Genomic DNA, 22,143 nt, shown 5'->3' on the forward strand with positions numbered 1-22,143 from the left:
AAGGACACCATTTGGAAAGCCTGTTGAACCTGACTGTTGCTGGTGGGGCGCCAGTCAGGATATTACAAATTACTGATACTCACCTGTTCGCCGAAAAGCATGAAACGCTGCTGGGTGTGAATACCTGGGAGAGTTATCAGGCTGTACTTGATGCCATTCACCTCGAAAACCGCGACTGTGATTTGATCGTTGCGACGGGGGATTTGGCACAGGATCAAAGCGCCGCGGCCTATCAGCATTTTGCTACAGGGATCGCGAGCTTCAGCGTGCCTTGCGTCTGGTTACCGGGTAATCATGACTTTCAGCCCGCCATGTATAGCGCGCTTCAGGACGCGGGTATTTCACCGGCCAAGCGTGTGTTTGTGGGCGATCACTGGCAAATTCTGCTGCTGGATACCCAGGTCTTCGGCGTGCCGCACGGCGAGCTGAGCGATTTCCAGCTGGAGTGGCTCGAAAGCAAACTCATTGACGCACCTGAACGCCATACCCTGCTGTTGCTGCATCACCATCCGCTCCCGGCGGGATGCAGCTGGCTCGATCAGCACAGCCTGCGCAACTCTGCCGCGCTCGACCGCGTGCTGTCGAAATATCCTCATGTGAACAATCTGCTGTGCGGACACATTCATCAGGAACAGGATCTCGACTGGAATGGCCGCCGTCTGCTGGCGACGCCGTCGACCTGCGTGCAGTTTAAACCGCACTGCGCCAACTTCACCTTAGATACCATCGCGCCGGGATGGCGCTGGCTGGAACTCCATGCGGATGGCCGGCTGACCACGGAAGTGTGTCGTCTGGAAGGGGCACAGTTCCGTCCAGATACCGCTTCAGAAGGATACTGATGTCTACGCTCCTTTATCTGCACGGGTTTAACAGCTCGCCGCGCTCCGCGAAGGCGACCCAGTTTCGCCAGTGGCTCAGCGAACATCATCCGCATATCGAGATGATTGTGCCGCAGCTGCCGCCGTATCCAGCGGATGCGGCAGAGATGCTGGAGTCCATCGTGATGGAACACGGCGGCGAATCCTTCGGCGTTGTCGGCTCGTCGCTCGGCGGTTATTACGCCACCTGGTTGTCCCAATGCTTTATGCTGCCAGCGGTCGTCGTTAACCCGGCGGTACGCCCGTTTGAGCTGTTGACGGACTTTCTCGGCCAGAACGAGAACCCCTACACCGGGCAGCAATATGTGCTAGAGTCTCGCCATATTTACGACCTCAAAGTGATGCAAATAGACCCGCTTGACGCGCCGGATCTCCTCTGGCTGCTGCAACAGACGGGTGATGAAGTGCTGGATTACCGCCAGGCGGTGGCGTATTACGCCTCTTGCCGCCAGACTGTAGAAGAAGGCGGAAACCATGCTTTCACGGACTTTGAGAATCATTTCACCCAGATTGTCGATTTTCTTGGGCTGCACAGCCTCTGACAACCAATGCGAATTGCTAGCTAAATCATGACGCAAACCTATAACGCTGATGCCATTGAGGTACTCACCGGGCTTGAGCCGGTTCGCCGCCGCCCTGGGATGTACACCGATACCACTCGCCCAAACCACCTGGGCCAGGAAGTGATTGATAACAGTGTGGACGAAGCGCTGGCAGGCCATGCCAAACGCATCGATGTGATCCTGCATGCCGACCAGTCCCTCGAAGTGATCGACGACGGGCGCGGTATGCCGGTCGATATTCACCCGGAAGAGGGTGTCCCTGCTGTCGAACTGATCCTTTGCCGTCTGCACGCGGGCGGTAAGTTCTCCAATAAAAACTACCAGTTCTCCGGCGGCCTGCACGGCGTGGGGATCTCCGTGGTCAACGCCCTCTCTAAGCGCGTGGAAGTGACCGTGCGCCGCGACGGCCAGGTCTACAACATCGCCTTTGAAAACGGCGACAAAGTTCAGGACCTGCAGGTCATCGGCACCTGCGGCAAACGCAATACCGGGACCAGCGTCCATTTCTGGCCCGACGAAAGCTTCTTCGACAGCCCACGTTTCTCCGTTTCGCGCTTAACGCACATTCTGAAAGCGAAAGCGGTGCTGTGCCCTGGCGTTGAAATTACCTTCAAAGACGAAGTGAACGGCAGCGAGCAGCGCTGGTGCTATCAGGATGGTCTGAACGATTATCTGGGCGAAGCGATTAACGGCCTGCCAACCCTGCCAGAAAAACCGTTCCTCGGTAACTTCTCCGGTGATACGGAAGCGGTCGACTGGGCGCTCTTGTGGCTGCCCGAAGGCGGCGAGCTGCTGACAGAAAGCTACGTCAACCTGATCCCGACGATGCAGGGCGGTACGCACGTCAACGGTCTGCGTCAGGGTCTGCTGGATGCGATGCGTGAGTTTTGCGAATACCGCAATATCCTGCCGCGCGGCGTGAAGCTGTCGGCGGAAGATATCTGGGATCGCTGCGCGTATGTCCTGTCGGTCAAAATGCAGGACCCACAGTTTGCCGGTCAAACCAAAGAGCGTCTCTCTTCGCGCCAATGTGCGGCTTTTGTCTCCGGCGTGGTCAAAGACGCCTTCAGCCTGTGGCTGAACCAGAACATTCAGACGGCAGAACTGCTGGCTGAAATGGCGATTTCCAGCGCCCAGCGCCGTATGCGCGCGGCGAAGAAAGTGGTGCGTAAAAAGCTGACCAGCGGTCCGGCGCTGCCGGGTAAACTGGCCGACTGCACGGCGCAGGATTTGAATCGCACCGAACTGTTCCTCGTCGAAGGTGACTCGGCGGGCGGCTCAGCCAAACAGGCGCGCGACCGTGAATATCAGGCGATCATGCCGCTGAAGGGTAAGATCCTCAACACCTGGGAAGTCTCCTCCGATGAGGTACTGGCGTCTCAGGAGGTGCATGACATCTCGGTTGCGATCGGCATCGATCCGGACAGCGACGATTTAAGCCAGCTGCGTTACGGCAAGATCTGTATCCTCGCGGATGCGGACTCCGATGGTCTGCACATCGCCACGCTGCTGTGCGCCCTGTTTGTGAAACACTTCCGCGCGCTGGTGAAGAACGGTCACGTTCACGTTGCGCTGCCGCCGCTGTACCGTATCGACCTCGGCAAAGAGGTCTATTACGCCCTGACGGAAGAAGAGAAAGCGGGTGTGCTGGAGCAGCTGAAGCGCAAGAAAGGCAAACCTAACGTGCAGCGCTTTAAAGGGCTGGGCGAAATGAACCCGATGCAGCTGCGTGAAACCACGCTGGACCCCAATACTCGTCGACTGGTGCAGCTGATTATCAGCGACGAAGACGAGCAGCAGACCAACGCAATGATGGATATGCTGTTAGCCAAGAAGCGTTCCGAAGACCGACGCAACTGGTTGCAGGAAAAAGGCGATATGGCGGATATTGAGGCCTGATGTCCTCATGCTGACTCACTCCCGAAAGGGAGTGGGAATAAATTCTAAGCCCGGTAAGCGTAGCGCTACCGGGCTTTTTTACATCAAAAATCCATCTTCACCGTAAACTGCACTTCACGCGGATCGCCAATCTGGTTCCCCAGGTTATTGGTGCCAATCGACGACGTGTAATAAGTCTTATCAAACAGGTTTTTCACGTTCAGCTGGAGCGTCAACGGATACTGCAGCTTCAGTTTGTACGCTGCAAAAGCGTCGGCCACCACGTAGCCCGGCAGATAATAATCCGCGCCGTTGGTGGCGGAGCGACGACTCACGCCATGCCCGCCGCCGCCGAGCGTCAGGGTATTCCCGCCGATCACATTATTAATGTCGTAAGTCAGGAACAGAGAACCTGTGTGACGCGGCACGTTTGGCAGCGGTTTACCGGCGTAATCTGGATCTTCCAGCACCTTCGCGTCCGTGTAGCCATAGCTGGCGATCACATTGGTGTTCTCGGTTAACCGGCCTGCCAGATCCACTTCCACACCCTGCGAACGCACACGCCCGGCGGTTTTCGCCACCGTCTCATCACCGACGCTCTCGGTGTAAAGCACGTTGCGTTTATGGATATCAAACAGCGCGATATTAGCGGTAATCCCGTCGAACAGGTCAAACTTCGCGCCCACTTCGTAGGCATTGGATGTTTCCGGCGGCAGGTTACCAATGTAGCTGGCGATAGACGATTGCGGCATAAACGTCTGCGAATAGTTGGCGAACAGCGACACCGATGGCGTGAGCTTGTAAACCAGCCCCGCTTTCGGCGTCCACTGGTCATCGCGACTGTCGGTATTGACGTTAAACGGACGGCCTTTCCCCGCATACTGCGTGTAGGACTGATAGCGCAGGCCGGTGACGGCGATCCATTTATCCGTCAGATAGAGGGCATCCTGCACGTAGGCGGAATAGCTCTCCTGCTTAATGGTCTGATCGCTGTCCGACGCTGACACGGTCGTACATTTGCTCAGATTGCCGTAGGACGGGTTGTAGATATTGAAATCTTTAACGTTCTTACAGCGGATCATATCCGTGCGCAGCAGATCGTAATTCTCATAAGAGACACCGGTCAGGATCTCATTGTAAAACCCGGCAATATCCACATTCCCCTGCAGATCCGCACGGGTGGAGTGCATGCGCTGAGTCGAGCCTTGCGTGGCGTCCACGCGGCGGGTCAGATTGCCGGTGGCGGAATCGTAGGCCATCACGCGCGCCTGGTTATCCGTGTATTTATCCTGGCTAAAGCTGTAGTCGAATTTGGCGGTCCACTGGCTGTTGAGACGGTACTCCGCGTTCAGCTGGGCCAGATCGGATTCACCGTCGGTAATATTGAACGGTTCGTCAAAGCGCGTCTTGCGATCCACATCGACCGGCTGTTTGGTCGTTAAATCGAAGATCGTTCCGCGATCGAATGGCGTCTGATAATCGCGATGCGAATAGAGCACCGTAACGGTGGCATCATCGCCAAACCAGGTCAGAGACGGCGCGATAAAGGTGCTGCGCTCTTTGCCGAAATTACGCCAGTAATCCTCTCTCTGATACTCACCCGTCAGGCGATACGCCAGACGTGTGCCTTCAATCGGGCCGGTCACATCGAGCTGTCCGGTGCCGCCGCCAAAGCTGGTGGAGGTCGCCGAGATCGAACCGCCGAACTCTCTTTCCGGGTGCTTCGTTACCACGTTAATCAGCCCGCCAGGATCGAGGATCCCGTACAGCGTCGACGCCGGGCCTTTCAGCACTTCGACGCGCTCCGTCGAAGCATTAAAGCTGCGCGGCAGCACGGTGCGCAGGCCGTTGGTCATGATCGACCCGTCACGGTTTGCGCCAAAACCACGGCGCACAAACGCATCCTGCGTCCCGCCAAGGGTGTTGGTTTGCACCACGTTGCTGACGTTATACAGCGCTTCGTCGAGCGTGGTAGCGTGCTGATCTTCCAGTACCTGATCGCTCACGGTATTGACCACCTGCGGGATGTCCAGCATCGGCATAGTCGTGAGCGTGGCGGTGGAGGTGTTCAGCGGCTGATAGCCGTTAGTGGCATCGGTTTTCGCGGAAGGATCGGCGGTGACGGTCAGCGTTTCGCCGTCTTTCGCGGTTGTGCTGTCAGCCGCCTGCGCCAGTGGCGCGAGGAACAGCAGTGAAAAGAGCGCGCGCCCTTTAATCCCAGAGAATGAAGGTGTGTACATAGCCATTGGATCTGTTTTCCCGAAATACCCGCGCATGGTCGCGGGTGAAGATGGTGTGTCATTGCCCGTAAAGCGCTACCCGTTTGCCTGTGCGGAGTCGGGTATGTAATTGAGAATCATTCAATCATGCAGGAATGTAGTAGTAAATGGAAAAAAGCAAAATTCGGCTACAGCAAAAAATCGCTTGATCTGGGATGCCTGTAAAAAAAGTAATTAACTGAAAATAATCAATTAATGACTTTTGTGTCACATGCGTATCGGTCGACTAATCCCTGGTTTTTTCAGGGTGTTTATCCCCTTGACTACTACATGGCGCAGCGGCAAACTCACAAAAGAGAATGAGATTTATTTTTATTTATTTGTTATTTGATTAAGTTGGCGCACACGTGGCTCATAACGCGACAAAGCAGGGGTTGGTTGTCGAAAACCTCTCTGCTGGCTATCAGAAAAAAATCATCGTCGATGATATTTCCCTCACTATCCCTTCTGAAAAAATGACCGTGCTGGTCGGGGCGAACGGCTGCGGGAAATCGACGCTTCTTAGTACGATGGCGCGTCTGTTGCAGCCGATGGGCGGCGCGGTGCTGCTCGACGGCAAAGTCCTGCACGATCAGCCAACCAAAGCGGTTTCACGCGAACTGGGCATTCTGCCGCAATCGCCTTTGCTGCCGGAAGGGCTGACGGTGTTTGAGCTGGTCTCGCGCGGGCGTTTTCCCTGGCAGAATTTTATGCGCCAGTGGACCGATGCCGACGAACAGGCCGTGGAAGAGGCGCTGCGTCTGACCGGCACGCAAGCCTTCGCCCATCTGCCCGTCGAGAGTCTTTCGGGCGGTCAGCGCCAGCGCTGCTGGATCGCAATGGCGCTGGCGCAGCAAACGCCAGTGATTCTGCTGGACGAGCCGACGACTTTTCTCGATCTGCGCTATCAGGTGGAGATCCTCGAACTCCTGCACGATCTCACCCGTCACCACGGCCGGACGGTGGTGGTGGTGCTCCACGATCTGAACTTTGCGGTGAACTACGGCGATACGCTGGTCTTTTTACGCGAAGGCAAAGTGCAGGGTGTGCTTCATGAGGGCGACGTCTGCACGCCGGAACTCATCAAAACGGTGTTTGATGTCGATGTGCAAATGTCGATCAACCCGATGACCGGCAAACCGTTCTTTATCCCGTTTCGTCGCGGTAGCGAAAAAGCATGATGCGCACAGGACTGGCTTCTGCCCTGTTTTTGGCGCTGCTGCTTATGGGCGCGATTATCCATCTGGGCCTCGGCGCGCGGTTTATCGCCCCGCAGACCGTGGTGCAGGCGTTTCTGGCGTTTGACCCGCGCAACTTCGATCACAATGTGATCATCAACCTGCGCCTGCTGCGTCTGGCGGCAGCGCTTACCACCGGCGCTGCGCTCGGCGTGGCGGGTGTACTGCTGCAGGCGGTGATCCGCAATCCACTGGGTGAACCGCATATTCTGGGGCTAAACGCCGGAGCCGCACTGGCAGTGGTTTTAACCAGCGCCCTCGGGCTGGCGCTGCCGTTTGGGCGGCCGCTGATTGCGGCGGCGGGCGCGGCACTCCTGTTCCTGCTGGTGCTCGCGCTGTCGTCTGCTGGTCGCACTGGCCTGACGCCGATGAAAGTGACGCTCTGCGGCGTGGCGCTGTCGGCTTTCGCCTCATCCATCACCGCAGCGGTGCTGATCCTTGATGAACAAACCCTGCTGGCGATGCGCACCTGGCTGGCGGGCGATCTGGCAGGATTAAGCTGGGCGGCCACGCAAAACGCCGCCTGGGTCGCGGCGGGCGGATTGGCCCTTTCCATAGCCATTTCACCTTCCCTGAACATGCTGGCGCTGGGCGATCGCATGGCGCAGGGGCTAGGCGTGTCCCTTATCCGCACGCGGATACTCGCGCTGATCGCCATCGCGTTACTGTGCGGTGCCGCCGTGTCGATCGCCGGGCCGATTGGGTTTATCGGCCTCGTCGTTCCGCAGCTGATTCGCCGTCTGGTGTCGGTGGATTTGCGCGTCATGGTGCCGCTCTCGGCCTGCTGCGGCGCGCTGGTGTTACTGCTGGCAGATATTGCCGCGCGCACCCTGTTTATGCCCCACGAACTGGCGACCGGCGTGATGACCGCGCTGGTGGGCGCGCCCGTGTTTATTCTGATTGCCGCGAGGATGTTCCGATGAGCCGGGCCGTTCTGCGCGCCGAGTTACGCCCGCTGCGTTGGGGCCGATTTTCAACCCTAATCCGCCCCAAAGCGCTGGCGTGGTTAGCCGTTTTAACCGCGTTGATCTCCGCGCTGCTGGTCATGGGCCTGACCCACGGCACGCTTCCGGTTCCCACTTCAGACGTGGCCCGCGCGCTGTTTTCTCCTGACGCTCTTAGCCCCGACGCGCGCTACATTGTGCAGGATATCCGTCTGCCGCGCCTGCTGATGGCTGTGCTCTGTGGGGCGATGCTGGGCATGGCGGGCGCGGCGATGCAGTCCATCACCCGAAACGGTCTGGCCGATCCGGGGCTGATCGGCGTGAAAGAGGGGTGTAGCGTGGCGGTACTGCTGCTGATTTTCCAGTTCCCGGCGATGTCAGTGTTCTGGCGTCCGGTCGTGGGGATGGCGGGCGGGTTACTGACGGCGCTGCTGGTGGTGGTGCTCGCCCGCGATATTTCTCGTCCGCGTTTTATCCTGATTGGCATCGGCGTCTCCTGGACCTTTGCCGCCGGAATGGGCGTCTTTATGACGACGGCAGACGTGCGCGACGTGCAGACCGCGCTGCTGTGGCTGGCTGGCAGCCTGCATGCCGCCAGCTGGCCGCTGGTGAGCGTGGCGGCAGGCTGGTCGCTGCCTGGGTTTGCGCTGCTGCTGTTAACGGCCCGCGCGGCAGATGTCGCGCTGCTCGGTAACCAGACGGCCACCGGGCTGGGTGTGCGCACCGCACGTCTGGCCCTGATTCGCGTGCTGGCCCCGGTGCTGCTGACGGCCGCCTGTGTGTCATGCGTCGGGAGCATTGGATTTGTCGGTTTGATTGCGCCGCACATGGCGCGTTTTCTGCTGCGCGGCGGCCAGACCACGTTGCTTGTGGGCAGTGCGGCGCTGGGCGCGCTGCTGGTTCTGCTGGCAGATAATGTCGGGCGGCTGGCGTTTCTGCCGCTGCAACTGCCTGCGGGCATTGTTATCTCGCTGATTGGCGGGCCGTTTTTCCTGGTGCTGCTCTGGGCGCGCCGGGACCGGTTTTAAAAGGGGAGTGTTATGCGCGTAGTGTTAATGTTGCTGTTGCTGACGGGGTTTTCCGCAAGCGCCGCTGAACCTGTTCAAACCTTTACTGACGATCTGGGGCGCACGGTCACGGTGCCGCTGCACCCGAAACGCATCGTCTCGCTGCACGATCTCGACATCACCATTCCGCTGATTGAACTCGGCGTGCCGCCGGTGGCGAGCCACGGACGTACGCGCCCGGACGGCAGCCATTTTATTCGCTCCGGCGGGCTGCTGACGGGCGTGGATTTTGATAACTCTGCGATTCAGTTTATCGGCACTGCGGATATCGATATTGAAGCCATCGCCGCCGCGAGGCCGGATCTGATCATCACCGAGCCAACCCGCAATACGCCTGTCGCGATGCTGGAGAAAATCGCGCCGACGGTGAGCATCGATCACCTCGACGGCGGGGCGCCGGAAATCTACCGCAAGCTGGCGCAGTTAACCGGCACGCAGGCACGGCTGAAAATTCTTGAACGTCGCTATCAGGAGCAGATCAAGGCGCTAAAAGCGACGATTGATACACATAAAATCAGCGTCGCGGTGATTCAGGCTAATCAGGGCAAAATCACCGTGATGCACAGCTATCACTCTTTAGGGCGCGTGCTGCGCGATGCCGGATTCACCTTCCCGAAACTCATCGACGCGATTTCTGAAGGCGGGCGTATCGACGTCAGCGCTGAGCGTCTGCCGGAGCTGGATGCGGATTTCGTCTTCGCCACCTGGCGCGGCGATACGGGCGGTAAACCGCAGGATGAGCTGGCAGCGATGGAGGCGGTGATGCCCGGCTGGTGCCAGTTCCTTAATGCCTGTCGCACCGGGCATTACGTGCTGATCTCACGCGAGGAGGCGATCTCCAACTCCTTTGCCTCACTGGGATTAATGGCGGCGCAGGTGCAGTCGCAAATCGCCGGGCGTCCGCTGCCGGAGGCGAAATGATCAGAAAAGACAAATCGCGGGTCGATCTCTACGGCGAGCGTTTTCGTGCTCGCGGGCATCAGCTGACGCCGCGTCTGCTGCTGGTGGCCAGCTACATCAACGACAACCGCGAAGCGGTGATGGAGCAGACGGCGATGGAGATTGCCGCGCTGCTGAAAACCTCTGACGCCACCGTGGTGCGGGCGATTCAGGCGCTGGGCTTTGCCGGTTTACGCGACCTCAAACAGACGCTTGAGCACTGGTTTGGCCCCACGCTCAGCTCCAGCGAAAAGATCACCACCACGGTGAAAGCGCTGACCAGCGACGTCAATTCCAGTATCGATTTCGTCCTCGAAGGGCATCAGCACACCTGCGAAGTGCTGTCTGAACCGGCCAACCGCTACGCCCTGGCGCAGGCGGTGGCGTTGCTGGGCGAAGCGCGGCAGGTGGCGATTTTTGGCATCGGCGCGTCGGGAATTCTGGCGGAATACACCGCGCGACTGTTCAGTCGCATTGGCCTGCCGGCGACGGCACTGAACCGCACCGGAATTAACCTTGCCGAGCAGCTGATCGAACTCCAGCGCGGGGATGTGCTGGTGATGATGGCGCAAAAATCCGCGCACCGGGAAGGGCAGACGACCCTTCGCGAAGCCCGCCGTCTGGGGATCCCAACCATCCTGCTCACCAACGCCGTCGATTCGCGTTTCAGCAAAGAGGCGAGCGTGGTGATCCACGTTCCGCGCGGCAATGAGAAAGGCAAAATCCCGCTGCATGGTACGGTGATGCTGTGTCTGGAGATGATTGTGCTGTCGGTGGCCTCCACCGCGCCGCAGCGCACGATTAAGTCCATGAAGCGTATCAATGAATTTCACCGTGGATTAAAGCCGGGTAAGAAAAGCGCGTGAAGCTGCCGGGCAAAATACCACTCAACGGCCCGAATGATTTTTCCGGTACTGAAGGGGTGTCTCGCCGATGCCCTTCCTGAAGGCGCTGATAAAATAGGTCACGTCAGAAAACCCGACCCGCGCACCGATATCCCGCACGCTCTCTTCGCTGTGTAACAGGCATTCACAGGCTTTTCGCAGCCGCAGCGTATTCAGGTAATCATGAATTTTCTCGCCCGTTTCCAGATGGAATTTGCGGGAAACGTAGCTGCGGGATTTGCCCAGTTCCGTCGCCAGCGCATCGAGGCTAAATTTAACCTGATAGTTCTCATCCAGCCAGAACATCACCTGGCTGGCGATGCCGTTGCTGCTGCCGGGCGCGCCGTCGCTGTCGTCCGGCAGCATGGCAAACAGCGCAATCAGCAGGCTGGCGATGCTTTCACTGTTCATCGGCGGCTGGTAGCAGCTCAGCAGGTGATGGATGTGCACCTGACAGTGAGCAACATCAGCGACCCAGGCCGGCCCGCCGCGTCGTGACAGTTTTTGCAGCCGCTGCTGCGCCTGCGGAAAATCTCGCAGCACTTTCAGCACCGCGTGATGATCGAGATGGATAATGGTACGGCGATAAATCGCTTCGGCCTGTTCATCCACCATCACCTTATGCAGGGTGAACGGCGGGAAGAAAAACAGCCGTCCGGGGCGCATGGTGTAGTGGCGGTTATCGACAATCGCCACGCCAAATCCCTCTTCGACATAGAGAATTTCCAGACACTGATGCCAGTGGTGGTAGCGCACCGTATTGGCGAACAGGCGGCTGAACGACACGATGGTGTCATTCAGGGCGATCAGCTCCAGATGGTCGGATTTTGGCGTGTCGCGCATAGTGCAATAAAACTCAACTTTTCCCCGTCTCTTTCTCGTTATAAACCACCTTTTTAAATTTTCTCAACTTCAGGTTTATTCATCTCTCTTCCCTGTGACACGGCTAACATTTCTGAGGGTTATGCATTCACTATTCTTTGCCGCAGATGATTACGAGGACGAGCGTATGTGGGCGGCAAAGAAAGAAACATCAAATCCGTTGTCTTCCCGTCAGGATGTGGTGGCGGAGCTAAATACCCTGTTAGGCGCGCTGGACAAGCAGTTTGCGCCGGGCAGTTCACGCATTTCTCTGGGTGATACCTGCGCGCACTACGCGACGGATATTGCCGAAATGGAAGGGCTGTCGCGTGCCCTGTGGGGGCTGTTTCCACTGCTGGCTTCCGGCGAGCGCACCCTTTACAGCGAGAAATACATCACTGCGATTAAACAGGGCACGGACCCGCAAAGCGCCGGTTACTGGGGCGAAACCGCGCCTTACGATCAGCGTCTGGTGGAGATGGCGGCCTATGGCCTTGGGCTTGCGCTGTTGCAAAACCGGCTCACGGATCTCTTCAGCGAGCGGGAGGTGCAGAACCTGCACGCCTGGCTGAATCAGATCACCGATGCTCAGATGCCGGACAGCAACTGGAACTATTTTGCCATTATGGTCCAGCTTGGTTTTAAACGCGCCGGACTGCCGTTCGATCAGTCTGCCATCGATCGTCGCTTTGCGCTGATGGACGCTTACTACCTCGGCGACGGCTGGTATTCCGATGGCGTGGGCCGCCCGAAAGACTATTACATCTCGATGGCGTTCCACTTCTATGGCCTGATCTACGCCACCCTGAGCGGCGACGAGGCGCGGGCCGCAGTGCTGCGCGATCGCGCCCGCCAGTTTGCCGACGATTTTATCTTTATGTCCGCAGCCGACGGGGCATCGATCCCCTTTGGCCGCAGCCTGACCTACCGTTTTGCGATAGTCGCGTTCTGGAGCGCAGTGGCATTTTCTGAGCTGGATGTGTTCACGCCGGGCATTGTGAAAGGGATCATTCTGCGTCATCTGCGCTGGTGGCAGCAGCAGCCGATCCTCGATCGCGACGGTATTCTGACGCTCGGTTTTGCCTATCCCAATCTGGCGATGTGCGAGGATTACAACTCGCCGGGATCGCCGTACTGGGCGCTGAAAACCTACCTGATCCTGGCGCTGGGTGAAGATCATCCGTTCTGGCAGGCACAGGAACAACCGTTGCCGGAACGCGCTGAAAAACACGTTATCCCCAACGCACAGCAGATCCTGATCCACGCCGACAATTCACAGCACGCGACCCTGCTCACTGCCGGGCAGCTGGAGCTGAACAATTACGTCAACACCGAGGCGAAGTACACCAAATTTGCCTACTCCAGCCGCTTTGGTTTCACCATTGAGCGCGGACGCTACGGCATCAAACACGCGGCCTGCGACTCGATGCTGCTGCTCAGCGATGGCGATAACTATTTCCGGGGTCGCCGCGACTGCGACGCGGTGCGCGTTGATGAGAACTTCATTTTCTCGCGCTGGTCGCCGTGGCACGACGTGCAGATCGACACCTGGCTGGTGCCGTTCGGCGAGTGGCATCTGCGTCTGCATCGCATTAATAGCGCGCGCACCTTGCAGACGGTGGAGGGGGGCTTTGCGGTGATCAAAACGGCGCATCGCCTGCAGGCGCGCGGCTGTGTTCTGAATGCGGAAAATGGCAGCAGCGTGATTGTCGATCTGTCGCCCGATCTTTCGCGCCAGCCCGACAGCATTGTTACGCCGCCGAACAGCAGCGTGATGTTTGCGCAATGCGCATCGATTCCTGTGCTTGCCACACAACTCCCGGTCGGGGAAAGCTGGCTCTGCTGCGCTGTTACCGCGTCCGGGGAGCAGAAAAACTACGCGGTCACGCCGCAGCTGAAAATAAACAATAACCAGGTCGTGATTCACGAACCGGGCAGCGAACGTCAGTTGTCGTTCTTTATATAAACACTCTGGACCCTACCTGTTGGCGAGGATTCTATGAAAATCAGCTCAACGAATAAAACCGAATATTACAAAATCAGTACCTTTATTTTTCTCTATTTCTTTACCTGGTCGGCCAGTATTGGCCTGCTGGCCATCTGGCTCGGCCAAAAAGCGAACCTGAGCGGTTCGGTGATTGGTACGGTATTTGCGGTTAACGGTGTCTTCTCCGTTATTCTGAAACCTATTTACGGCTATATTCTCGATAAAATCGGGATGAGCAAATATCTGCTCTATTTTGTGGTGGCCATGTCGGCCCTGATGGCACCGTTCTTTATTTACGTCTATCAGCCACTATTGATGTCCAACACCCTGCTCGGGATTATTATCGGTGCGCTCTATTTAAGCTTTGCCTGGTATGCGGGCGTGGCGGCGTGCGAATCCTATTCCGATCGCTTTAGCCGGTTGAACGGCATGGAGTTTGGTCAGATTCGTATGTGGGGTTCCCTCGGCTGGGCGGTGGCGTCATCCTTCTCCGGCCTGCTGTTTAACCTCTCTCCGGCGTATAACTTTATTATGGGCAGCGTCGCGTCGGTCATCATGCTGATTGTCCTGCTAAACCTGAAAGTGAACACTAACTCCGTTCATGCCGGGGAGGTGCTGACCAAAGAGAAAATCGCGCCGTCGGACGTCTACGCGCTGCTGCGTAATCGCAAGTTTTGGGCCTTCTGCCTGTACGTGGCGGGCGTGGCGTGGATGATGTTTATTGCTGAGCAGCAGTTCTCGCGCTACTTCGTCACTTTCTTCGACGATGTGCATCAGGGCAACGCGGTCTTTGGCTATCTGGGCACGGTACAGTCGGGGATGGAATTCCTGATGTATATGGTGATCCCGCTGTTCGTTAACTTTATAGGTGCCAAACGCGGATTATTAATTGTGGGATTAGTAGTGGGCGCACGCCTGATTATTTCCGGCATGTGCGATTCCCACCTGTTAATTTCGATTCTCAAACCGTTATACGGCCTGGAAATCTGTCTGCTGCTGGTGTCGGTATTTAAATATATCGCCGAGCATTTCGACAAACGCGTCAACGCCACCATGTATTTATTAGGCTATCAGGCGATGCTGTATGTCGGAAATGTGGTGGTCTCATCGCCTGCCGGATATATGTATGACCGTATCGGCTTTGAGCAGACTTATATCATCATGGGTGCCACGGCGCTGACATTTACCCTTATTTCTGCCTTTACCTTATCCGCCTGCCAGAGCAAATGGCGCGGCGCGCAGGCCATCAACATCGCAGAACAAAATCCATCACGCTAATTTTTGCTGTCAAAGAAGGAACCGAAATATGTTAAATCGTATCGCAGAGGAACGCCTGTCCGATATTCCTGCACCCGTTGATGCGCGCGTGTTCAGTGATGAATTAAGCTCGGCGCGGGATCATGTCCTCGAACTGATTAGCCGTCATTTAACGGAGTTCGGTGAAAAATTCCCGGCTGAAACCTGTGTAGAGGGCTTTTATCCCCTGACGGAAAACGTGGAGTGGACCACCAGTTTCTGGACCGGGCAGCTTTGGCTGGCGTGGGAGATGAGCGGTGACGAGAAATTCCGTGCGCTGGCCGAGAAAAACGTCCGCTCGTTTGGCCTGCGCATCGCCGGGCGAAATGATACCAATACCCACGATTTAGGCTTCCTCTATACCCTGTCGTGCGTGGCGGCCTGGCGTCTGACGGGCAATCGCGAGGCGCGTGGTTTCTCGCTGCTGGCCGCCGAAGCGCTGCTTGAGCGCTTCCACGAGAAGGCGAAGATCATCCAGGCGTGGGGCGATCTGTCTGACCCGGAGCAGGCCGGACGAATGATCATCGACTGCAACATGAACCTGCCGTTGCTCTACTGGGCGACGGAGCAGACCGGCGATCCGCGCTTTGCCGACGCGGCGGAAGCGCACGTCATGCAGGCGGCGACCTATCTGATCCGCGAGGACGCGTCGACGTTCCACACCTACTACATGGACGTTAAAACCGGTGCGCCGCGCTACGGCAATACGCAGCAGGGCTACGCGGATGACTCCTGCTGGTCGCGCGGGCAGGCGTGGGGAATTTACGGTTTCCTGCTGAGCTACATCTATACCGGCGACGAGACGATGATCGCCTTGTCGAAACGGCTGGCGAACTATTTCCTGAATCGTCTGCCGGAGGATTACGTTTGTCACTGGGATCTGGCGCTGGTGGGCACCGATGCCCTGCGCGATTCATCGTCGGCGGCGATTGCGGTGTGCGGCCTGCTTGAGCTGGTGAAGCACCTGCCGGTGACGGACCCGGATCGCGAGCGCTATCTGGAGTGGGCGAAAGGGATGATGTCATCGTTGACCCGTCACTATCTGATGGGTAAAGACGAGAAGGGTAACGGGCTGCTGAAGCACTCGGTTTACCATCTGGCGAGCAATAAAGGCGTGGATGAGTGCGCGAGCTGGGGGGATTACTTCTACGTGGAGGCGCTGGTGCGTTTTACTCAGAGCTGGAAGTTGTACTGGTAATAAAAAAGCCCGGTGACGCTAAGCTTACCGGGCCTCTGGCTCAGGTTTTGAATGCCGGGTAAACGCGGTGTCGCCCGGCAAAATGCAAAAACTTAAACCCCTTGCTCCAGAATACGGATATGCGTTTCCAGAACGTTCCCTTTCACCGCTTCGCTCCACGCTTTCATGTGCGCGGTTTGCAGATGCGCTTCCAGGTGTGCCACGGTTTCCCACAGTTCAACCATGATGATCGAATCGGGCGCGGTGGTCTGGAAGCTTACGCCTGCGGCAGCGTCAACCATCGGCGCGTAGCCGTGGCAGCCTTCTTCTTTCAGAACGGTCGGGATAATTTTCACGAATTCATCCAGCACCGCCTGACGGTGATGTTGACCTGGACGAGTGCGAATTTCAGCAATGACGGTAAGCATGGTTAACTCCTTCTCTACCCGGCATACTTCAAGTTGCAGCTGCGTTGGCTGCAACTCGAATTAATTGGGTCTTAATTGAATAACCAGTTAAGCAAAAATCTCAGCCAGATGCTTGCGATATTCTGCGATATAGCGCGGCACGTCCGGCATTTTAATCACGTCGTTGACGATAAAGGTCGGCAGTGGCTCCAGCGCCAGGAACTGATTGGCTTTATGGAACGGCAGGTAAGCCCCGTCCACGCCAACGCCGTGGAAGAACTGATCTTCATCGGTGAAGGCATCCAGCGGCGCGTTCCAGGTCAGGGACAGCATGTATTTTTTACCGTGCAGCAGACCGCCGGAACCGTATTTTTTAGAGGCGTCGGAACGGGTGCGACCATCGCTGGCGTACAGAGAACCGTGACCTTCGGTGAAGACATCGTCCATGTACTTTTTGACGGTCCACGGTGCGCCCATCCACCAGCCTGGCATCTGCCAGACAATCACGTCGGCCCACAGGAAATTCTGCACTTCGGTTTTGACGTCGTAATCGCTGTCGGCGCGAACCACTTTAACATCATGCCCGGCGTCGCGCAGGAAACCATCCGCGACCTCGGTCAGGGTGTCATTCAGTTGGCCGTTAGAGTGGGCGAATTTTTTCGCACCGTTGATAATCAGAATATTGCTCATAATTTGTCCTCAGACTGGCAAGTTTGGCAGTCATGTTACCCGTAATAACGGTGCGGAAAAATGAGCAAAATGTGCAAAGTCTTTTGCTTATAGCGCAATAATCCCACTACAAGCTGACTGTCACTTCAAACCCGCCTTCGCGCGCGTTGGCGAGCGTTACCCGCATGCCGTGCAGCGTCGCGATGCGTTTGACGATGGATAATCCCAGCCCGCTGCCGGTCTGCTCCTGGCCCGGAGGACGATAAAAACGCTCGCCGATGCGCGCCAGCGCGTCCGGCGAAATCCCCGGCCCGTTGTCGCGCACGGTAAAACTCTGCGCATCCAGCGTGACATCCACCACGCTTCCACGCGGGCTGTAGCGCACGGCGTTATCCAGCAGGTTGCGCACCAGCAGGCTCAGCAGCAGCGGCTGGCCGGCGCGCGCCACCTGAGGCGCGTGAATGTTGAGGCGCAATTCGATGCCCGCCTGCTGCGCCGAATGGTAACTGTCCATCACCGCCGATTGCAGCAGATCGGCCATCGCGATCGTCTGAACATCATCGAGGTTTTCCAGTGAGTCGAGGCGCGACAGCGTGAGGAGCTGATCCACCAGCCGCGAGGCACGGTCGATGCCTGCGTGAAGCTGGTTGAGCGCTTTCGCCTGCGCCTCGGGATCGTCGAGCGACAGTTGCGCCACTTCGGTTTGCACCTTCAGAGCGGTGAGCGGGCTGCGCAGTTCGTGGGCGGCATCGGAGGTAAAGCGCCGCTCGCGGGTCATCATCTCCTGCGTGCGGGCAAAAAGATGATTCAGGGCATCGAGCAGCGGGCGCACCTCCGTCGGCAGCCCATCGGTTGCCAGCCGGTCGGTGGCATCGGGTGAACGACGGCGCAAGGTCAGGGCGAGGTTTTTCAGAGGGCGCAGTTCGCGCGCGAGTAAAACAATCAGCAAAATCAGCATCAGCGGCAGCGCCACCAGCCAGGGGGTCAGCTGCGAAGTGACAATATCCAGCGCCATCTCCTGGCGATACTCCCACTCTTGCCCGACGACAATCCGGTATTTCTCGTTCGGCGCGGTCAGCCACAGGAAACGCCACGCGTCGTTGTCGTCCTTCAGCCGCCCGTCGGTAAATCCGTCGCGACGATAGTGATAAGGAATATCCCGGCCATTTTCGCCGTCGTTCAGCAGCATTTTCCCGTCGCTGGCGTAGATGGCAAACGCCAGCGCGTCGTCATCAAGATGGCCATGTTTGGCTTTTTTTGGCATGTCGCTCATCCGCATGGGCGCGTTAAGCTCGTCGAGATCCATGGTCATCAGCCGTTTGGCAAACAGCATCTGCTGGGTATCGAACAGTTTATCGAGCTTGTGGGTGGTCTGCTGCCAGGCTACCACGCTTGCCGCCAGCCATGCGCCGAGGGACAGCACGAGAAAAAGTAGCGTCAGGCGCAGTTTCAGGCTTAAGCGTTGTGTCAGTTTCATGCGTCACCCAGGGTATAGCCGATGCCGTGAACGGTGCGGATAAAATGGCTGCCGAGCTTGCGGCGTAAATGGTGAACGTGGACTTCGACGGCGTTGCTGGAGACGTCGTCATCCCAGGTATAGAGCTTTTCTTCGATAAGCTTGCGCGGCAGCACGCGCCCGGCGTTACGCATCAGCAGCTCCAGCAGGGCGAACTCTTTCGGTTTGAGGGCCAGCGTTTCGCCGTTAAGCGTAGCGACCAGGCTTGTGGGGTCCAGCGTCACGTTGCCGTGGCGCAGTTCGCTGCGGGATTTGCCGTGGCTGCGGCGCAGCAGTGCTTCGAGCCGCGCCGCCACTTCGACCAGAGCAAAGGGTTTGCACAGATAGTCGTCCGCGCCGAGACGCAGACCTTCGACGCGCTGATCGAGGGCATCGCGCGCGGTGAGGATCAGCACCGGCTCGCTGCGCCCGTTTTCGCGCCAGTCGCGCAGGATGTCGAGGCCGTCCATGCCCGGCAGCGTCAGGTCGAGTACCACCGCATCGAAAGGGGCGGTATAGAGCGCGGCCTTGCCTGTGCTGCCGTCGGTAAACCAGTCAACGCTAAAGCCCATTTTGCTTAAGCCCGCTTTGATGCCGTCGCCAATCAGCCTGTCGTCTTCTACCAGTAAGATGCGCATGTTCCCCTCCTTGATGCTGCGGTTTATGTGCAGTAAACCCCCTGTGACATCATGCTGTACAGCAAATAAATTTAAATTTTCCCCTTAAGAAGTTGTTAAGGTTTACCCTGTTTAATGGCGTTCTAAACAACATTAAAGGGAGAGATAACGATGAAAAAATTTGCAGCTATTACGGCAATCATGATGATGACCACGGCTCCGGTATTTGCTGCAGAAGGCGGCTTTAACGGTCCATCTGCAACGCCTGCACAAACCCAAACCCAGCAGGGCGGATTTGTGGACAATAACGCTAACCTGACCACCGCGGCCAAAGTCAAAGATCAGAAGGACGACAGCTGGGTCAAACTGCGCGGTAACATTACCGAGCGCCTGTCCGACGACCGCTACCTGTTCCGCGACACCACCGGTACGGTGAATGTGGAAATTGACCACAAACGCTGGAACGGGCAGACCATCACCCCGCAGGATCAGGTCGAGATTCAGGGTAAGGTCGATAAAGAGTGGAATGAGTTTGAAATCGACGTCAAACAAGTTATCAAACTGAACAAATAATGACGAAAAGGGCCGATTCTGCGGCCCTTTTTCTTTGTGACTCAACTCGTCAGATAGGGTAGTATCTGCGGCAATATTGCCTGAAACCCACAGGTTTCTGAGTTGAGGAATGACATTTAATGAGCGATATGGCAGAGCGCCTCGCGCTACATGAATTCACTGAAAACGCCTATCTGAACTATTCCATGTACGTCATCATGGACAGGGCACTGCCGTTTATCGGCGATGGCCTGAAACCCGTTCAGCGTCGCATCGTTTACGCGATGTCTGAGCTGGGCCTGAACGCCAGCGCCAAATTTAAAAAATCCGCCCGTACCGTGGGTGACGTGCTGGGTAAATACCATCCGCACGGCGACAGCGCCTGTTACGAAGCGATGGTGTTGATGGCGCAGCCGTTCTCCTACCGTTATCCGCTGGTCGATGGCCAGGGAAACTGGGGGGCACCGGACGATCCGAAATCTTTCGCCGCGATGCGTTACACCGAATCGCGCTTATCAAAATATGCAGAACTGCTGCTCGGCGAACTCGGCCAGGGCACGGTGGACTGGGTGCCAAACTTCGACGGTACGATGCAGGAGCCGAAAATGCTGCCTGCCCGTCTGCCGAATATCCTGCTGAACGGCACCACCGGCATCGCGGTTGGCATGGCGACGGATATTCCGCCGCACAACCTGCGCGAAGTGGCGAAAGCCGCCATTACCCTGATTGAACAGCCGAAAACCACGCTGGATGAACTGCTGGATATCGTGCAAGGGCCGGACTATCCGACCGAAGCGGAGATCATCACCTCCCGCGCTGAAATCCGCAAAATCTACCAGAACGGTCGCGGATCTGTGCGCATGCGCGCGGTGTGGAATAAAGAAGACGGCGCCGTGGTCATTACCGCGCTGCCGCACCAGGTGTCCGGCGCGAAAGTGCTGGAGCAGATCGCCGCCCAGATGCGCAATAAAAAGCTGCCGATGGTCGATGACCTGCGCGACGAATCGGACCACGAAAATCCGACGCGTCTGGTGATTGTCCCACGCTCTAACCGCGTCGATATGGACCAGGTGATGAACCACCTGTTCGCCACGACCGATCTGGAAAAAAGCTACCGCATCAACCTGAACATGATCGGTCTGGATGGTCGTCCGTCGGTGAAAAACCTGCTGGAGATCCTGACTGAGTGGCTGGCGTTCCGTCGCGATACGGTGCGCCGTCGTCTGAACTATCGTCTGGAAAAAGTCCTTAAGCGCCTGCATATCCTCGAAGGTTTGCTGGTGGCGTTTCTCAATATCGATGAAGTCATTGAGATCATTCGCACCGAGGACGAGCCGAAGCCCGCGCTGATGTCACGTTTTGGCATTAGCGAAACCCAGGCTGAAGCCATTCTCGAACTGAAATTGCGCCACCTCGCCAAACTGGAAGAGGTGAAAATTCGCGGCGAACAGAGCGAGCTGGCGAAAGAGCGCGATCAGCTGCAGGCGATTCTGGCGTCCGAACGCAAGATGAGCAATCTGCTGAAGAAAGAGCTGCAGGCGGATGCGGAAGCCTTTGGCGACGACCGTCGTTCACCGCTGCAGGAGCGCGAAGAAGCGAAAGCGATGAACGAGCACGACATGCAGCCGTCTGAGCCGGTGACTATCGTGCTGTCCCAGAGCGGCTGGGTGCGCAGCGCGAAAGGCCACGATATCGACGCGCCGGGCCTGAGCTACAAATCCGGCGATAGCTTCAAATCGGCGGTGAAAGGCAAGAGTAACCAGCCGGTGGTGTTCCTTGATTCCACCGGGCGTAGCTACGCCATCGACCCGATCACGTTGCCGTCGGCGCGCGGGCAGGGCGAGCCGATCACCGGCAAGCTGACGCTGCCACCGGGGGCGACCGTTGATCATATGCTGATGGAAGGCGAAGAGCAGAAACTGCTGATGGCCTCCGACGCCGGTTACGGTTTCATCTGTACCTTCAACGATCTGATTGCCCGTAACCGCGCGGGTAAAGCGATGATCAGCCTGCCGGATAACGCCCACGTTATGCCGCCGCTGGTGATTGAGAACGACAGCGATATGCTGCTGGCGATCACCCAGGCTGGACGGATGCTGATGTTCCCGGTCAGCGACCTGCCGCAGCTGTCGAAAGGCAAGGGCAACAAGATCATCAATATCCCGACGGCGGAAGCCGCAAAAGGCGAAGACGGTCTGGCGCATCTCTTCATTCTGCCGCCGCAAAGCACGCTGACCATTCATGTCGGCAAGCGTAAGATCAAACTGCGTCCGGAAGAGTTGCAGAAAGTGGTGGGCGAGCGCGGGCGTCGCGGCTCGCTGATGCGCGGGCTGCAGCGTATCGACCGCGTGGAGATTGACTCTCCACTGCGTGCGAAATCGGGCGATAGCGAAGAGTAATGTGCCTCTCCCCCTCCGTTCGGGAGGGGGTTCT

19 protein-coding genes are annotated in these 22,143 nt (G+C 57.5%); 13 read left to right on the forward strand and 6 right to left on the reverse strand.

All coding sequences use genetic code 11. From position 1 onward, the window contains the following. The first annotated feature begins 11 nt into the window (after positions 1–11). The 3 genes from cpdA to parE are packed head-to-tail and all read left to right on the forward strand — an operon-like array spanning position 12 to position 3,340. Positions 12–839 carry a 3',5'-cyclic-AMP phosphodiesterase gene (gene cpdA, locus OVA10_RS25595; RefSeq protein WP_100778895.1) on the forward strand — a complete coding sequence of 276 codons (828 nt, stop codon included), beginning with the start codon at positions 12–14 and terminating at the stop codon, positions 837–839. Next, positions 839–1,420 carry an esterase YqiA gene (yqiA, locus tag OVA10_RS25600; protein WP_102104785.1) on the forward strand — a complete coding sequence of 194 codons (582 nt, stop codon included), beginning with the start codon at positions 839–841 and terminating at the stop codon, positions 1,418–1,420. Before cpdA ends, yqiA begins: the two co-directional genes overlap by 1 nt. 27 nt (positions 1,421–1,447) lie before the next feature. After that, a complete protein-coding gene (gene parE / locus OVA10_RS25605; protein WP_231275979.1) occupies positions 1,448–3,340 on the forward strand; it encodes a DNA topoisomerase IV subunit B in 1,893 nt (630 codons plus the stop codon). An 83-nt stretch (positions 3,341–3,423) separates the two neighbouring features. Here the strand turns inward: parE and OVA10_RS25610 are convergent, their stop codons facing one another. Further along, a complete protein-coding gene (locus OVA10_RS25610) occupies positions 3,424–5,565 on the reverse strand; it encodes a TonB-dependent siderophore receptor (RefSeq protein ID WP_268197227.1) in 2,142 nt (713 codons plus the stop codon). A 380-nt stretch (positions 5,566–5,945) separates the two neighbouring features. Between OVA10_RS25610 and OVA10_RS25615 the strand changes: the two genes are divergently transcribed. The 5 genes from OVA10_RS25615 to OVA10_RS25635 are packed head-to-tail and all read left to right on the forward strand — an operon-like array spanning position 5,946 to position 10,631. Beyond that, on the forward strand, positions 5,946–6,758 hold the full coding sequence (locus OVA10_RS25615) for an ABC transporter ATP-binding protein (protein WP_248859190.1): 813 nt from the start codon (positions 5,946–5,948) through the stop codon (positions 6,756–6,758). Beyond that, complete coding sequence (locus OVA10_RS25620) at positions 6,755–7,738, forward strand: FecCD family ABC transporter permease (RefSeq protein WP_129035170.1); 984 nt, start codon at positions 6,755–6,757, stop codon at positions 7,736–7,738. The genes OVA10_RS25615 and OVA10_RS25620 overlap by 4 nt, the downstream gene beginning before the upstream one ends. Further along, complete coding sequence (locus tag OVA10_RS25625; RefSeq protein ID WP_268197228.1) at positions 7,735–8,787, forward strand: FecCD family ABC transporter permease; 1,053 nt, start codon at positions 7,735–7,737, stop codon at positions 8,785–8,787. The genes OVA10_RS25620 and OVA10_RS25625 overlap by 4 nt, the downstream gene beginning before the upstream one ends. 12 nt (positions 8,788–8,799) lie before the next feature. Continuing rightward, the gene (locus tag OVA10_RS25630; protein ID WP_268197229.1) at positions 8,800–9,747 is read left to right on the forward strand and encodes an iron-siderophore ABC transporter substrate-binding protein; all 948 of its coding nucleotides are present in this window, start codon (positions 8,800–8,802) and stop codon (positions 9,745–9,747) included. After that, positions 9,744–10,631, forward strand: a complete 888-nt coding sequence (locus tag OVA10_RS25635) for a MurR/RpiR family transcriptional regulator (protein ID WP_100778903.1) — start codon at positions 9,744–9,746, stop codon at positions 10,629–10,631. Before OVA10_RS25630 ends, OVA10_RS25635 begins: the two co-directional genes overlap by 4 nt. Before the next feature lie 21 nt (positions 10,632–10,652). Here the strand turns inward: OVA10_RS25635 and OVA10_RS25640 are convergent, their stop codons facing one another. Next, positions 10,653–11,492, reverse strand: coding sequence for a helix-turn-helix transcriptional regulator (locus OVA10_RS25640; protein WP_268197230.1), 840 nt, complete (start codon positions 11,490–11,492; stop codon positions 10,653–10,655). A 166-nt stretch (positions 11,493–11,658) separates the two neighbouring features. Between OVA10_RS25640 and OVA10_RS25645 the strand changes: the two genes are divergently transcribed. Genes OVA10_RS25645 through OVA10_RS25655 form a run of 3 tightly spaced genes read left to right on the forward strand, consistent with a single transcriptional unit; the run spans position 11,659 to position 15,991 of the window. Further along, the gene (locus OVA10_RS25645; protein ID WP_268197266.1) at positions 11,659–13,476 is read left to right on the forward strand and encodes a DUF2264 domain-containing protein; all 1,818 of its coding nucleotides are present in this window, start codon (positions 11,659–11,661) and stop codon (positions 13,474–13,476) included. A 33-nt stretch (positions 13,477–13,509) separates the two neighbouring features. Then, on the forward strand, positions 13,510–14,775 hold the full coding sequence (locus tag OVA10_RS25650; RefSeq protein ID WP_100778906.1) for an oligosaccharide MFS transporter: 1,266 nt from the start codon (positions 13,510–13,512) through the stop codon (positions 14,773–14,775). Between the two features lie 28 nt (positions 14,776–14,803). Beyond that, positions 14,804–15,991: a glycoside hydrolase family 88 protein gene (locus OVA10_RS25655; RefSeq protein WP_248859184.1), complete on the forward strand. Its 1,188-nt coding sequence runs from the start codon at positions 14,804–14,806 to the stop codon at positions 15,989–15,991. 92 nt (positions 15,992–16,083) lie between these two features. Here OVA10_RS25655 and OVA10_RS25660 read toward each other — a convergent pair whose 3' ends face one another. The 4 genes from OVA10_RS25660 to qseB form a co-directional block, all read right to left on the reverse strand. Next, positions 16,084–16,398, reverse strand: a complete 315-nt coding sequence (locus OVA10_RS25660; RefSeq protein ID WP_100778908.1) for a putative quinol monooxygenase — start codon at positions 16,396–16,398, stop codon at positions 16,084–16,086. An 87-nt stretch (positions 16,399–16,485) separates the two neighbouring features. After that, positions 16,486–17,067, reverse strand: a complete 582-nt coding sequence (locus OVA10_RS25665; RefSeq protein WP_100778909.1) for an NAD(P)H-dependent oxidoreductase — start codon at positions 17,065–17,067, stop codon at positions 16,486–16,488. A 106-nt stretch (positions 17,068–17,173) separates the two neighbouring features. Then, complete coding sequence (qseC, locus tag OVA10_RS25670) at positions 17,174–18,523, reverse strand: quorum sensing histidine kinase QseC (RefSeq protein WP_268197231.1); 1,350 nt, start codon at positions 18,521–18,523, stop codon at positions 17,174–17,176. Continuing rightward, positions 18,520–19,179: a quorum sensing response regulator transcription factor QseB gene (gene qseB / locus OVA10_RS25675; protein WP_102104774.1), complete on the reverse strand. Its 660-nt coding sequence runs from the start codon at positions 19,177–19,179 to the stop codon at positions 18,520–18,522. The genes qseC and qseB overlap by 4 nt, the downstream gene beginning before the upstream one ends. 150 nt (positions 19,180–19,329) lie before the next feature. Here qseB and OVA10_RS25680 point away from each other — a divergent pair, with 150 nt between their 5' ends. Both OVA10_RS25680 and parC read left to right on the forward strand, forming a co-directional pair. Continuing rightward, positions 19,330–19,731, forward strand: coding sequence for a YgiW/YdeI family stress tolerance OB fold protein (locus OVA10_RS25680; RefSeq protein WP_100778912.1), 402 nt, complete (start codon positions 19,330–19,332; stop codon positions 19,729–19,731). A 119-nt stretch (positions 19,732–19,850) separates the two neighbouring features. Then, positions 19,851–22,109, forward strand: a complete 2,259-nt coding sequence (gene parC / locus OVA10_RS25685) for a DNA topoisomerase IV subunit A (protein WP_268197232.1) — start codon at positions 19,851–19,853, stop codon at positions 22,107–22,109. Positions 22,110–22,143 lie beyond the last annotated feature (34 nt).

Origin of the sequence: Lelliottia sp. SL45, assembly GCF_026672535.1 — a bacterium.
In the GTDB taxonomy this organism is placed as follows: domain Bacteria; phylum Pseudomonadota; class Gammaproteobacteria; order Enterobacterales; family Enterobacteriaceae; genus Enterobacter; species Enterobacter nimipressuralis.

Coding starts and splice junctions, on each gene's coding strand:
- yqiA (WP_102104785.1), top strand. CDS start 839: ATGTCTACGCTCCTTTATCTGCACGGGTTTAACAGCTCGCCGCGCTCC.
- parE (WP_231275979.1), top strand. CDS start 1,448: ATGACGCAAACCTATAACGCTGATGCCATTGAGGTACTCACCGGGCTT.
- OVA10_RS25610 (WP_268197227.1), bottom strand. CDS start 5,565: ATGGCTATGTACACACCTTCATTCTCTGGGATTAAAGGGCGCGCGCTC.
- OVA10_RS25620 (WP_129035170.1), top strand. CDS start 6,755: ATGATGCGCACAGGACTGGCTTCTGCCCTGTTTTTGGCGCTGCTGCTT.
- OVA10_RS25625 (WP_268197228.1), top strand. CDS start 7,735: ATGAGCCGGGCCGTTCTGCGCGCCGAGTTACGCCCGCTGCGTTGGGGC.
- OVA10_RS25630 (WP_268197229.1), top strand. CDS start 8,800: ATGCGCGTAGTGTTAATGTTGCTGTTGCTGACGGGGTTTTCCGCAAGC.
- OVA10_RS25635 (WP_100778903.1), top strand. CDS start 9,744: ATGATCAGAAAAGACAAATCGCGGGTCGATCTCTACGGCGAGCGTTTT.
- OVA10_RS25640 (WP_268197230.1), bottom strand. CDS start 11,492: ATGCGCGACACGCCAAAATCCGACCATCTGGAGCTGATCGCCCTGAAT.
- OVA10_RS25645 (WP_268197266.1), top strand. CDS start 11,659: ATGTGGGCGGCAAAGAAAGAAACATCAAATCCGTTGTCTTCCCGTCAG.
- OVA10_RS25650 (WP_100778906.1), top strand. CDS start 13,510: ATGAAAATCAGCTCAACGAATAAAACCGAATATTACAAAATCAGTACC.
- OVA10_RS25655 (WP_248859184.1), top strand. CDS start 14,804: ATGTTAAATCGTATCGCAGAGGAACGCCTGTCCGATATTCCTGCACCC.
- OVA10_RS25660 (WP_100778908.1), bottom strand. CDS start 16,398: ATGCTTACCGTCATTGCTGAAATTCGCACTCGTCCAGGTCAACATCAC.
- OVA10_RS25665 (WP_100778909.1), bottom strand. CDS start 17,067: ATGAGCAATATTCTGATTATCAACGGTGCGAAAAAATTCGCCCACTCT.
- qseC (WP_268197231.1), bottom strand. CDS start 18,523: ATGAAACTGACACAACGCTTAAGCCTGAAACTGCGCCTGACGCTACTT.
- qseB (WP_102104774.1), bottom strand. CDS start 19,179: ATGCGCATCTTACTGGTAGAAGACGACAGGCTGATTGGCGACGGCATC.
- OVA10_RS25680 (WP_100778912.1), top strand. CDS start 19,330: ATGAAAAAATTTGCAGCTATTACGGCAATCATGATGATGACCACGGCT.
- parC (WP_268197232.1), top strand. CDS start 19,851: ATGAGCGATATGGCAGAGCGCCTCGCGCTACATGAATTCACTGAAAAC.